This is a genomic window from Streptomyces sp. 11-1-2 (assembly GCF_003595545.1).
Lineage (GTDB): Bacteria > Actinomycetota > Actinomycetes > Streptomycetales > Streptomycetaceae > Streptomyces > Streptomyces hygroscopicus_B.
In genome coordinates, this window is record NZ_CP022545.1 from 1143892 (window position 1) to 1155787 (window position 11896).

Here is an 11896-nt window from a genome sequence, read left to right on the forward strand (position 1 = left end):
GCTGCCCGGGTCTAGGGGGACGCGTTCATCAGGTCGAGTGCGCTGTGCTGTCGCGCCGCGTCGGTCTTGTCCAGCGGTCCTGACCAGCGCAGTCCGTACTGGTCCAGGGCGTTGCGGTCGACGGCGTAGGCGCGGTCCGCCTGCCGTTTCAGATAAGCCGTGAAGGGGTGGTCGGGCAGGGCCGCGTCCAGCTTGGCCAGCCCCCGCACATGAGCGCCCTTGAACGACGGGCCGTCGGCACCGCAGTCGCCGGTCTCGCAGGGATCCCTGAGGATGCCGTCGGCCGTGTTGAGCTGGGACGACGTGGTGGCGGCGGTGCCGATGCGGCGGGCCGTATCCAGCACGGCACCATCACCGGTGGCCTTGTGCAGCTCGGTGAGGCCGCCGAGCAGAACGCCCTGGTTGTAGGACCAGACCGGTTGGCCGTTGTTCTTGCAGGTGCCCAGGTCGATGCCGTCGTTGACCAGGTTCGAGGCGTTCACCATGCCGGTGCCCTGGAACCAGGACCACTCCGCCTTCGCCCGCTGGAGATAGGCGGTGTCGCCGGGGATCCGGTTGTGCAGGGCGGCGTTCAGCTGGAGGTAGAGGGAGTTGGCGATGGCGTTCTTGTAGGTCTTCGCGGTGCTCCACCACACGCCGCCGCCACAGGTGGAGTCCCAGTAGGAGGCCATGTAGTCGGCGTCGGCGCGGGCGGTGGCGAGATAGCGGGAGTCCCCGGTGAGGTCGTAGGCCGCCACCCAGGCCAGGCCCCACCAGCCGGTGTCGTCGATGTAGTCGTTGCGGAACTGCCCGCCCTGCGCGCCGAGGTTGAGGTCATAGGTGCGGGCGATGGCGTATTCATAGCTGTGCATGCCCGTGACGCGGATGTTGTCGATGACGGCCGTGAGGGCGTTGGCCGAGTTCCACCAGCCGGTGGTGGAGAACAGCCCGGTCCCGTAGGAGTAGAACGCCATCTGCGCGGTGGCGGCGGCCGTGCGGCGGTCCCATGCGTTCCAGGTCGTGCGGGCCCAGGGCGTACAGGCGATGTCGGGGCGGTCACCGGCCTTGCCGCAGGCCCGCAGCGCGCCGACGCCATGGGCGCCCCAGTCGTCCACGTTGTACATGAGGGTGCGCCAGCCCCGCTGTCCGGACGGGATGGCGGTGCTGCCGAGGCGGCTGCCCGAGGACCAGCTCCGGCCGCCGTCGAACGAGCGGTCCAGCCATACCTCGTCGCCGGGGCTGCCGTTGTCGATGGAGGCCCAGCCCATCGCGTCGGCGTCGTCGAAGTGCAGGGCGATGGAGCGGGAGAAGAGGGTGGCGGTGACGGGGTTGCGGCTCTGCGGGGCGAGCGCCGGGTCACGGGCGTCGCAGTACTTGTTGCAGATGGTGGCGGACGGCGCCGCCTCGGCCGTGGCCGGGAGGAATTGCGTGGCCAGCAGGGCGAGTGCTCCGGTGGCGAGGGCGGCCAGGCGGGTGCGCAGCGGTCTGGTACGTCTCATGCCGTGCCTCCTGCCGGTCTAGTTGAAGGGGTCCAGGGTGATGGACGCCTGCTGCGGATTGCCGTCGTGGACGAGCGACTCGTGCTGGCCGACGTCGTCGAAGGCGAAGGCGTACGCCTTTCCGTCGGCCATCTGGGCGTGGATCGCACGGGCGTAGTGGTTGGTCACGGCGTCGGTGTAGAACCCGGCGTCACTGGTGTCGGGCTGGTTGGCGTTGGTGAGCAGGGTCGTGCGGTTGTAGCCGGCGCACAGGGTCCGCGAAATCGGGCCGCGCACCTCGTCGTTGGGTGCGTCCAGGCGCTTGTAGCAGCCGAAGACGGAGTCGGAGTCCGGCTTCTGGAAACTGGTGACCACGGCTCCGGCGCCGTTGGTGAAGTTCATGACGTCGCCGGAGACCCGCCCGAAGTACTTGGTGTTCGGCCGGTCCGCGAAGGGCGTGACCGTCAGGGTGGCGCTGGTGTACTTCTGCCACACCCGGTTGATGTAGTCGTCCATCGTGTTCGCGGGCAGGCCGCCCGCCTCGATGCCGTGCCCTGGCGCGAGGGCCCGCAGGAGGGTGCCGTCCGGGCGGGTCTGGATGAGGCCCGCCCAGCCGCCGGGCTGGGCTCGCAGTGCGTTGAAGACGCCGTTGTAGCCGCCGGGCCTGAGGTGGCCGGCGCTCTTCACACCGCCGTCGGCGCCCTGCACACCCACCGCGTACGGCGCGGAGAACATGTCGACCTGGGTGCTGTTGATGTACAGGCCGGAGTCGTCGAGGGTGAACTCGCTCCAGTTGAACAGGATGTTCCTGTTGGGATCGGAGGGGTTCTGCACGGCGGGCTGCACCAGGCCGCCGGTGGTGAGCCTGAAGTCCAGCTTCTGGCCGTAGGAGAAGTAGACCCGGCCGGAGAGCTTCGGGATACGGATCGTCAGGGCCTGGCCGTTTGCCGGACCGGCGATCGACGCGTCGGGGGCCGGGGTCGGCGGGTTGCCGCCGGCGGGCCAGGGGTGGAAGGTGCCGGAGGCGTCGGCCCAGCCCTGCTGCCCGGTCGAGAGCAGGGTGCCGATCGTGTAGACGTAGATCTGGTCGCCGCGCCCGGAGTTGTTGGTGAACTTCAGCGGGATCGTGCTCGGCACGGCCGTCCGGGCGGACGCCTCGGGGGCCAGCGCGGTCATGCCCAGGGCGAGCAGCAGGGCTGATGCCCAACAGGGCAGGGTCCGGATTCGGGTGGAGACGCGTCTGGACATACATCACCTCTCGCGCGGCGCCACGGCCGCGTCAGCGGGGGGAATGGGGGGCTCATGGTGCTGAGGGGTGCGGGGTCATCATGGCAGTGAACATGACACTGGTCTAGACATACTCATGTACATACCGACATCAGAGTCAACATCACGACCGGCATCGGTGCACGAGCGCCCGTCGACTCGACCACACTGCACCAACCTGGATATTTAGGCGTAAAATCGGCATCGTCCGCACTAGGAGCGGAGGCATCACATGACCGAGCCGGCCCCCTCCCACACCGAACACAAACGGGAAGCCGACCACCCGGACGTGCCGTGGACGACCCCCTCACAGGCCGAGGGCGAGCGCGACGACGAACGGGACACCGGCCACCCCGACGTACAGAGGACGACTCCCTCACAGGCCGAAGGGGAACGGTGGGATTAAGCACCGCCCCTCTCGGCACCCGGGCCCGCCCGCCGGATATGTCCCACCGGCCGGCGGGCCCAGCCGTGCGGGCGGGCGGAGCGGTCCTGGGCGGCGACTATCCTGACCGGGGAGGCGAGATGGCACGCGCGACACAGACCGCCGGGACGAGCGGCACCGGCCGACCGGCACCACGCCACCACGGCAACCGGCACGGGCGCAGCGAACAGGCCCGGCTGTCGGTGCTGAACGCGGCCGACGACCTGCTGGCCGAGAAGGGTTTCGCGGGCGTCACGATGGAGGGGATCGCCACCCGGGCCGGGGTCGCCAAGCAGACGATCTACCGCTGGTGGAGCGCCAAGACCGACATCCTCATGGACGCCCTTCTCCAGGACGTGGCCGAGGACCTGCCCGTGCGCGACCGCGGTGACCTCGCCCTGGACCTGCGCGGCTATCTGTGCGACCTGGCCGGGTTCCTCAGCGGGTCCGACTCCGGCGCCGTCTTCAAGGCCCTGGTCGCCCAGGCGCAGCACGATCCGGCGTTCGCCCGGGACTTCCGGTCCCGGTACCTCGACGACCAGCGCCGCCGCGACCGCCTCCCGCTGGAACGGGCCATGGAGCGCGGGGAGTTGCCGCCCGGCCTGGACCTGACGGCCGAGACCGACCAGCTCATGGGCCCCGTCTACTACCGGGTGCTGGTGACCGACGAACCCGTCGGCCAGGAGTTCACCGACCGGCTCGTGGACGCCTTCCTCCACCGCCACGGACTGACACCACCGGCGAACGACTGACCCCGCGAAAACACCCGGCCGGACGGCGTTACCGTACGGGCGAGGCCGTGACCGCCGATGCCGGGAGACCGTCCAGGAACAGGGCCCCCGCGAGCAGTGCGGCGCTTCCGCGCGGCGCGATGCCCAGCTCCCGCAGGTCCGCGTCCAGCACGGCCAGGGCGGTGGCTCCCTCGGGCGTTGCGGCGCCGCCCGCCTCGAGCACGGTATGCGCCCCCTCCTTGACCCGCCTGAGGCCCGGCGGACCCGCCCGGTACAGCGGACCGGTGTCCTGGAGGGTGCTCATCACGGTGAGCAGCGCGTCCAGGCGCGCCTGGTTCTCGGTGGCCCCCGCGGCACGCGCCCGGGACAGGGCGCCCAGGGCGCGGCGCACATGGGGAAAGGCGGCCCGTGCCTCACCGCGCACCCCCGGCGCGCCGTAGGTGGCCGAGACATGCGAGCCCGGTGAGGGCCGGCGCGGTGCGCCACGGTCGGGGTGGTCCGCGAGCCGCTTGGCGGTGGCGGTCACCTCATCGGGCCCGGCGCCGGGTCGCAGCGCGGCGGCGGCCACCAGCAGGCCCATCACCCACAGCGCGCCATGGTGCAGGGGGCCGGTGGCCGCGCCGCCACCGGCCCGTGCCATCGTCCACTCGGCACAGCGGCCGATGGCGCCCAGTTCCTCGCGCAGCGCCCGGGACGGCTCCCCGGGACGGCGGGCGGCGGCGGCCATGGCCGCGAACCCGGGCGCCAGCGCCTTGGCCGACCAGCGCAGTGCGAGCAGGTCCGCACCGGTGGCGCGGGCCTGCAGATCGCGGGTGTCGGCGAGGCCCGGTTTGGGCGTCAGCTCCGCCTGGGCGATCAGGGCGAGCACGGCGGCCCGCGCCAGTGCCTCATCCGTGGAGCGGGTCATGGGCATGCCCGGAGGCTAGACGGCGAACCTTTCAGAGAGATGGGACGTTCCTGTGACCCCGCTGTGCGGCGTGCGCCGAAGAGGAGAGGTGGTGCGGGCGCCACGGGGCGCCGGATCAGGCGGGGCGGGGAAAGACCGTGCCGTCGAAGATCTTCCGCGCGGTGCGCACAACCGCCGTACCCCGTGCCACGGGAGTGGCTCCGTTGTCCACGGCCGTGTCGATGTCCAGGAAGCCGGTGGGGTGTTCGATGCGCAGCCGCTCCCCCGTCGCCGGGAGCCGGGCCACGTACTCGCCGACGTTTCCCTCGACGCACAGCCCGGCGGCGACACTGGCCGCTCCCAGGACGCCGATCGCCGTGTGGCAGCGGACCGGGATGAAGGTGCGGGTCATCACGGTGCCACCGTGGGCGGGCGGGGCCAGCAGGCTGAGCTTGGGCACGGTCGCGGCACTGACATCGCCCAGGCCCATCAGCCGGCCCGCCGCCCGCCGGATCTCCTGTAGCCGGGCGGCGAGCACCGCGTCCGCCTCCAGCTCCCCGGGGTCCTCATAGCCGGTGACGTTCAGGGCGGGCGCGGCGATCAGTACGGTCGGCATGCCGTTGTCCACGCAGGTCACCGGGGTGCCGCCGATGACGTCACGGGCGTGGCCGGTGGGCAGCAGCGGGCCGCTGCCCTGCTGGAAGCCGATCACCAGCGGGGCGGCGGATCCCGGTACCCCCGAGATCTCGGCCGAGCCGGTGTAGTCGACGCGCCCGTCCGAGGTGGGAACGGTCACGGTGGCGTGGTCACCGCTGTTGACCATCCTGATCCGCACCGGTGTCCGCCCGTCCCGGGCGGCGACCAGGCCACGTTCCACGGCGAAGGGGCCGACCCCGGCCAGGAGGTTGCCGCAGTTCTGCCGGTCGGAGACCTCGGCCCGGTCCACACCGATCTGCAGGAAGAGATAGTCGACATCGGTGTCCGGATCCCGGGAGGCGGAGACGACGGCCACCTTGCTGGTGAGGGGATGGGCTCCGCCGAGGCCGTCGATCTGCCGTGGATCGGGGCTGCCCATGATCCGCAGCAGCAGATCGTCACGGGAACCGGGGTCGGACGGCAGGTCCGCCGCGAGGAAATAGGCGCCCTTGGAGGTGCCGCCGCGCATCAGCATGCAGCGCACCCCCTCCGGGCCACTCATGAGACGGCCCCGCCGCGGGCGTGCGCGGCAGGCTCGGCGTACGGCTGGTACCGCACCCCGAGCCGGTCGAGGGTCTCCCGCAACCCGTAGCGGTCCAGGCCCAGTTGCCCCTCGGCGAAGGCGGCCCGGGTGGCCTCCTCCTTCGCGGTGCGGGCCTTCGCCGCCTCGACGGCCGTGGCGGCGGACTCGCGCGGTACGCACATCACCCCGTCGTCGTCGGCGAGGATCACATCACCGGGGCGTACGCACTGCCCGCCCACCACCACGGGCACATTGACGGATCCGGCCGTGGCCTTGACGGTCCCCTGCGCGCACACGGCCGCCGACCACACGGGGAAGCCCATCGCGCGCAGTTCGGCGGTGTCGCGCACCCCGGCGTCGATGACCAGGCCGCGGACGCCGCGGTGCTGGAGCGCGGTGGCGAAGAGCTCGCCGAACATGCCGTCCGCGGACGGCGAGGTGGTGGCGACGACGAGGATGTCGCCCTCGGCGCACTGCTCGACCGCTGCGTGGATCATCAGGTTGTCGCCGGGCCAGCACAGCGCCGTGACCGCGGTGCCCGCGATGCGCACGTCCTGCTGGACGGGGCGCAGCCCGGGGCCGAGGCATCCGGTGCGGCCCATGGCCTCGTGCACCGTGGCCACGCCGTACGCCCCCAGGGCGTCCACGTACTCGGCCCCGGCGCGTGGCGGACCGGTGACGATCACACCGGCCGGCCGTGCGGCAGCGGGCGCGTCACCCGCGTTACCGTGCGTCATTGCTGATATCTCCTTGCTGGACAGGTCGGTGACCCACCCCGCGGCGCGAGCCCCGCGCCTTATGCTCACGGCGTCGACGCCGGCGCTTCACTCAAGGCGTCGATCACACTGGCGAGGTGGGCACGGACGGCCGCTTCGGCCGCCTGTGGGTCCCTGGCCCTGATCGCTTCGATCACGGCCAGGTGTTCACCCAGGGACCGCTGGGCACGCCCCGGCCGCAGCGCGAGCTGGAACCGATGGCGCACCAGCTGTGCGTTGAGCCGCTCCAGCAGCTCCACCGCCACCTGCTGACCGGAGAGCTCCCGGATGCGGGCGTGCAGTTGGTGGTTGAGGTCGGAGTAGGTCAGCGGTTCGCCGTCGGCGACCGCCTTGGACATCGCCGTGCCCAGGTCGGCCAGTTCGGTCAGCTGCTCATCGCCGGCCTGAACAGCCGCCTTGGCGGCGCACAGCCCTTCCAGGACCATGCGGCATTCGGTGATGGCCACGGCCTCCTCCACGCTCACCACCCGCACCCGTGAGCCACGGTTGCGGATCCGCTCGACCAGCCCCTCGGACGCCAGCTCGATCAGCGCCGCGCGGATGCTCGCCCGTGTCACCTCGAATTGCTCGGCGAGTTCGTTCTCCACCAGCCGCTGGGCCGGTGCCATCTCCCCGCGCAAAATCGCCTGCCGCAGCCGCTCCATCGCATGCTGCTTGGCCTGCTCTCCGGTGCCTGGACGAGCTTCCTTCGGCATCGTGTGCCCTCCCTGAGTGAGTGCCTGTCGAAGGTAAATCTAGGCCAACAAGATTGTCAACGATTCTGTTGCCCATATTGGCGACATAAACCCGCCCGCGTTCCCCCGATTCCGGTCCCGTGACAGGGGAAGCCGGGGTTGCTTGAATGGTGCGGCGGTTCCCCATCGGACCCCGTCGACCGTTGGAGCGTGCCCGTGCCTCTCTCGCGTCGTGCCCTCGTCTCCACGCTCCCGGCCGCCACCCTGTCGGCCATGGCCCTGCCGCTGCACGCGCGGGCGGCGGGACGTCCGGCCGCGTCCGGTGGGACGGCGGACGGTGAAGCGTCCGGGGCCGCTCACACCCGGCTGATCGACAACACCGTGGCCGTCTTCGCCGGAACGCGGGAGGTGAGCACCCGCCCCGAGGTGCGGGCCAAACTCGCCGCCATCACCGCCACCGCCCGCTCCCGGCTCACCGCGATGGACCGCGCCGGGCAGGGCGAGCTCTTCCAGGGCCTCGCACTGGGCACGAGCGATCCCAACCTGATCACCTCGTTCCAGTACCTCTACGAGATCGCCCTCGCCACCCGCACGCCGGAAGGCGGCACACCGTCCGGGCTGTACGGTGACACCGGTGTCCAGCGGCGCGTCATCGACGGTCTGATATGGCTCCACGAGCACTACTACGGCGACCAGTCGAAGGGCTACTACGGCAACTGGTTCACCTGGGAGATCGGCATCTCCACCCACGTCAGCAAGATCCTGGCGCTGCTCGTGGACCAACTCGCCGCATACCGGGCCGAGCTGGCCGCCACCTACGTCGCCTCGATGGACGCGTATCTACGCAACGGCAAGGCCGGTGACGTCGACCTCGACTCACGTTTCCACACCGGCGCCAACCTCGCCGACATCACCACCAACCGCATCCTCCAGGGCGCCGTGCTCGGCGACGACGCCCGGATCACCAAGGCCCTCGCCGACCAGCTGACCGTCCTGGCCACGATCGACCCGTACGCGCTGCGGCACGGCGTCACCGACGGCTTCTACGCCGACGGATCCTTCATCCAGCACGCGTCCGTGGCCTACACGGGCTCCTACGGCAAGGGGTTGCTCACCCGCGTCGTGCAGACCGTCAAGATGCTCGACGGCACCGGCTACACCACCGACGACCGGCTGGTCCGCGTCGCCCAGGGGTGGGTGGTGGACGGCTTCGCCCCACTGATCTTCGAGGGCTGGCTGATGGAGATCGTCAAGGGGCGCGGGGTGTCCCGCCCGGCGACGGGATACGCCGACGCGGCCGAGGTGGTGGAGGCCGTGGTGGGCCTGTCCGCCCACGCCACCGGCGCCGACGCCACGGCGCTGAAGGGCTATGTCTCGTATCTGCGGCGGACCTCGAAGGCCACACTCGACCCTTCGGCGTTCGTGTCCCCGGTGAGCATCGCCCGCTACGCCGACATCCTCGCCGACTCCTCGATCCCGGCGCGGGACCTCGGGCCCGCCGAGCGCCATCTCGCGTTCAACGCGATGGACAAAACCGTCCACCGGCGCCCCGGTTACGCCTTCGCCCTGTCCCGCAGCTCGTCCAGGATCAGCCGATACGAGTACATGAGCGGCGAGAACCTGATGCCCTGGTTCCAGGGGGACGGCGCCCACTATCTGTATCTCTCCGGCCAGGACCAGACCACGGCGTTCGGCATCGACTACCTCACCACCGTCCCGCCCCACCGCCTCGCCGGTGTCACCGCCCCCGTGGAGACCCGCCGCACCGTCCCCGAGCTCTACGGCACGCTCTGGTACGACAACCCCGAGCGTGGCTTCACCTCCTCGTCGGAGGCGCAGAACAGCTATGTCTACTTCCCGCGCGGCACCCACCCGTTCTCCGGTGGCGCCGCCCTGGGCACGTACGGTGTGGCGGGGCTCGTCCAGTCCGACGACGTGGCGTACGCCGCGAAACAGGCGGGCGACCTCCCCGACGACTTCGTGGTGTACCGCAACGCCGATGCCACCAAGTCGTGGTTCCTGTTCGACGACGAGATCGTGGTGCTGGCCGCGGGGGTAGGCGACGCCGCCGGGCGCGCGGTGACGACGACCCTCGACACCCGGATCGCCGCCCCTTCGGACACCCTCGCGCTCACCGGGCGGCTCCGCGGCGGTGCGCCCTGGTCCGGCACCGGCACGGCCCCGCTCGCCTGGCTGCGGTACGCCAATGCCACCCGGGCCGCCTCGGTCGGTTATGTCTTCCTCGACGGGCCACCGCCCAGGGTCACGCTCGACACCGTCACCCGCAGCCGCCGCGCCGTCCGCCTCGCCAACCCCGACCTCCCGGTGACCAAACAGCTCTTCGCCGTCACGGTGGAGCGGCCGGCCGGGGCGCCGCACACGTCGATGGCGTACGCCCTCGTCCCGGGCGCCACCGAACGCCAACTGGGCGCCTACGCCCGTCGGCCGCTCGCCGTCCTGGCCAACACCACCCGGCTGCAGGCCGTGGCCCACCGGGGTCTGCGGATCACCGCGCTCAACGCCTTCGCCCCCGGCATCCATCGCGCCGGGCGGCTGTCGGTGCGCGGGCCCGGCTCGGTGCTCCTGCGGGAGGCCCGGGACGGCGCCTTGGCGATCGCGGTGTCCGATCCGACCACCGAGCGCGACACGGTCTCGGTCGTCATCCGGGGCCGCAGAATGAGGGCCGTCGCGGCGGACGACGGGGTCCGGGTGGGCCGGGTGCCCGGCGGCACCCGGATCGTCGTCACCACCCGCCACGCCTACGGCCGGAGCTTCACGGCGACGCTGCGCTGACCTGCGAGGTGCGCAGGTGCCGGGCGCCCGCGCGGACCGCCCACACGAACACGGCGAGGGCGAGGACGCCCACGACCACGGTGTCGTACGGCGCCGGGAGGCGGGCGGAACCGCCGAAGGTGCCGAGCCACGACAGCACGGTCAGCGCGGCCAAATGGAAGACCAGCCAGGCGCCGCGCCGCAGCTCCTCCCCCAGGGACGCGCCGCCGTCCTCACGACGCTGAAACAGGAACAACACCGCGCCGGCCAGCACGAAGGGCAGCGCGAGCCGCAGATCGTGCCAACCGGACCAGTAGACGAACTCGCTGGCCACCACGAAGCTCACCGGCGCGATCCAGCGCACCCCCGGCATCCGCCCCTCGGCCCGCGTCACTCCCCGCTCGCGGTCGTGTGCCCGAAACGCCGCGACGGCGACCGCCGAGGCCGCGTAGATCAGCAGATACATGTCGCCCATCACGCTCACGATGTCCTGCCAGCCGCCGAACGGCAGCATGAAGACCACGATGACCGCCAGGTTGAGCAGCAGCGCCCGGCGCGCCACCCCGGACCGGGGGTGGATGCGCATGAAGAAGCGGGGCAGCAGCCCGTTCTTGGCCAGGGCGTAGGTGTGGCGAGCGTCGATGGCCACGCCCACATAGGCCGATCCGCCCGGTGAGATCACGGCGTCGGCGTAGAGCAGCGTGGCCAGCCAGTGGAGATTGAGCACCAGGGCGAGCTGCCCGAAGGGCGACTCGAAGTTGACTCCCTTCCAGCCGTGGCCCAGCAGCGACTCGGGCACCGTGAACAGGAAGGCCAACTGGAGCCCGAGGTAGACCAGCACGGCGAGGCCGATGCCGGTGAGCACCGCGGCCGGAACGGTACGGCGCGGGTTGCGCGCCTCTCCGGAGAAGTCGAGCGGGGCCTGGAAGCCGTTGACGGAGTACACGATGCCGCCACCGGCGAGCGCGGTCAGGCAGGCCGCGTAGCCGTACGGCGCGAAACCGCCGTGATCCGTGAGGCGTCCGGAGTGGGTGCCGGACAGGAACAGCGCGACGATGGTGAGGACGGGGACGACGACCTTGAACACCGAGATGAGGTTGTTCAGCCGGGCGAATATCCGAACGGCGAACCAGTTGCACACCGTCAGCACGACGCTGAGCGCGACGGCCACGGCGAGGCCCGAGACCGTGAGTGTGCCGCCGCTGTAGAGCCCCGGCAGATAGTGCGCGGCGTACTGCATGATCGCGCTGATCTCGGCCGCCGTACCGCCCACCGAGAGCAGCACGGACCAGCCGATCATCGTGCCGACCAGCCGTCCGCTGGCGTACAGCGGCCAGCGCACGGTGCCGCCGCCCTCGGGGCGGGTGGCGCCGAGTTCCACCATGACCAGGGCGATCAGGGCGCACAGCACACCCGCCCCGATCCAGGACAGCAGGGCGGCGGGGCCGGCGGTCTGAGCGGCGTACATGGCCGCGAACAGCCACCCGGACCCCAGGATGTTGGAGAACCCGATCGCGGTCAGGCCCCAGAATCCGAGGTCCTTATGGAGTCGTCGCTCCTCGGCGACCACCGCCGGGGCGGCGCTGGACTCCGGTGGGTGGTTCTGCGGCACGTGGCTCGTCTCCTCGGTGGTGCACGAACATACAAAGGCCCAGCGTGCCATGCGTGCCGACGGGCGCCCCCGACGCGCC

The 11896-nt window shown here is 71.3% G+C and carries 10 protein-coding genes; 3 read left to right on the top strand and 7 right to left on the bottom strand.

Annotated features, from left to right (window positions below; genetic code table 11):
* Positions 1 to 11: 11 nt before the first annotated feature.
* Together CGL27_RS04775 and CGL27_RS04780 are read right to left on the bottom strand one after the other, a co-directional pair.
* Positions 12 to 1478 carry a glycoside hydrolase family 76 protein gene (locus CGL27_RS04775; protein WP_119984792.1) on the bottom strand — a complete coding sequence of 489 codons (1467 nt, stop codon included), beginning with the start codon at positions 1476 to 1478 and terminating at the stop codon, positions 12 to 14.
* An 18-nt stretch (positions 1479 to 1496) separates the two neighbouring features.
* Positions 1497 to 2705: a glycoside hydrolase family 64 protein gene (locus CGL27_RS04780; protein ID WP_119984793.1), complete on the bottom strand. Its 1209-nt coding sequence runs from the start codon at positions 2703 to 2705 to the stop codon at positions 1497 to 1499.
* A 250-nt stretch (positions 2706 to 2955) separates the two neighbouring features.
* Between CGL27_RS04780 and CGL27_RS49800 the strand changes: the two genes are divergently transcribed.
* Together CGL27_RS49800 and CGL27_RS04785 are read left to right on the top strand one after the other, a co-directional pair.
* Positions 2956 to 3129 (top strand): hypothetical protein, encoded by a 174-nt coding sequence (locus tag CGL27_RS49800; protein WP_159037669.1) that lies wholly within the window; start codon positions 2956 to 2958, stop codon positions 3127 to 3129.
* Positions 3130 to 3248: 119 nt separating this feature from the next.
* Positions 3249 to 3899 (top strand): TetR/AcrR family transcriptional regulator, encoded by a 651-nt coding sequence (locus tag CGL27_RS04785; protein ID WP_119984795.1) that lies wholly within the window; start codon positions 3249 to 3251, stop codon positions 3897 to 3899.
* Positions 3900 to 3927: 28 nt separating this feature from the next.
* Here CGL27_RS04785 and CGL27_RS04790 read toward each other — a convergent pair whose 3' ends face one another.
* From CGL27_RS04790 to CGL27_RS04805, 4 genes are all read right to left on the bottom strand, one after another.
* Complete coding sequence (locus CGL27_RS04790; protein WP_119984797.1) at positions 3928 to 4785, bottom strand: triphosphoribosyl-dephospho-CoA synthase; 858 nt, start codon at positions 4783 to 4785, stop codon at positions 3928 to 3930.
* A gap of 115 nt (positions 4786 to 4900) precedes the next feature.
* Entirely contained in the window at positions 4901 to 5962 is a 1062-nt protein-coding gene (locus tag CGL27_RS04795; RefSeq protein ID WP_119984799.1) for a 4-oxalomesaconate tautomerase, read from the bottom strand.
* Positions 5959 to 6720 (bottom strand): 4-carboxy-4-hydroxy-2-oxoadipate aldolase/oxaloacetate decarboxylase, encoded by a 762-nt coding sequence (locus CGL27_RS04800; RefSeq protein ID WP_119984801.1) that lies wholly within the window; start codon positions 6718 to 6720, stop codon positions 5959 to 5961. The genes CGL27_RS04795 and CGL27_RS04800 overlap by 4 nt, the downstream gene beginning before the upstream one ends.
* A gap of 65 nt (positions 6721 to 6785) precedes the next feature.
* Complete coding sequence (locus CGL27_RS04805) at positions 6786 to 7454, bottom strand: GntR family transcriptional regulator (protein WP_119984803.1); 669 nt, start codon at positions 7452 to 7454, stop codon at positions 6786 to 6788.
* A 195-nt stretch (positions 7455 to 7649) separates the two neighbouring features.
* On the opposite strand from CGL27_RS04805, the gene CGL27_RS04810 reads away from it, so the two are divergent.
* Positions 7650 to 10226: a polysaccharide lyase family 8 super-sandwich domain-containing protein gene (locus CGL27_RS04810; RefSeq protein ID WP_119984805.1), complete on the top strand. Its 2577-nt coding sequence runs from the start codon at positions 7650 to 7652 to the stop codon at positions 10224 to 10226.
* On the opposite strand, the gene CGL27_RS04815 is transcribed toward CGL27_RS04810, so the two are convergent.
* Positions 10207 to 11817 carry an APC family permease gene (locus tag CGL27_RS04815; RefSeq protein WP_119984807.1) on the bottom strand — a complete coding sequence of 537 codons (1611 nt, stop codon included), beginning with the start codon at positions 11815 to 11817 and terminating at the stop codon, positions 10207 to 10209. The genes CGL27_RS04810 and CGL27_RS04815 overlap by 20 nt on opposite strands.
* Positions 11818 to 11896: the final 79 nt, after the last annotated feature.

Bases quoted from the DNA above. Each gene is read 5' to 3' on its own strand.
- CGL27_RS04775 (WP_119984792.1), bottom strand. From the start codon at position 1,478: ATGAGACGTACCAGACCGCTGCGCACCCGCCTGGCCGCCCTCGCCACC.
- CGL27_RS04780 (WP_119984793.1), bottom strand. From the start codon at position 2,705: ATGTCCAGACGCGTCTCCACCCGAATCCGGACCCTGCCCTGTTGGGCA.
- CGL27_RS49800 (WP_159037669.1), top strand. From the start codon at position 2,956: ATGACCGAGCCGGCCCCCTCCCACACCGAACACAAACGGGAAGCCGAC.
- CGL27_RS04785 (WP_119984795.1), top strand. From the start codon at position 3,249: ATGGCACGCGCGACACAGACCGCCGGGACGAGCGGCACCGGCCGACCG.
- CGL27_RS04790 (WP_119984797.1), bottom strand. From the start codon at position 4,785: ATGACCCGCTCCACGGATGAGGCACTGGCGCGGGCCGCCGTGCTCGCC.
- CGL27_RS04795 (WP_119984799.1), bottom strand. From the start codon at position 5,962: ATGAGTGGCCCGGAGGGGGTGCGCTGCATGCTGATGCGCGGCGGCACC.
- CGL27_RS04800 (WP_119984801.1), bottom strand. From the start codon at position 6,720: ATGACGCACGGTAACGCGGGTGACGCGCCCGCTGCCGCACGGCCGGCC.
- CGL27_RS04805 (WP_119984803.1), bottom strand. From the start codon at position 7,454: ATGCCGAAGGAAGCTCGTCCAGGCACCGGAGAGCAGGCCAAGCAGCAT.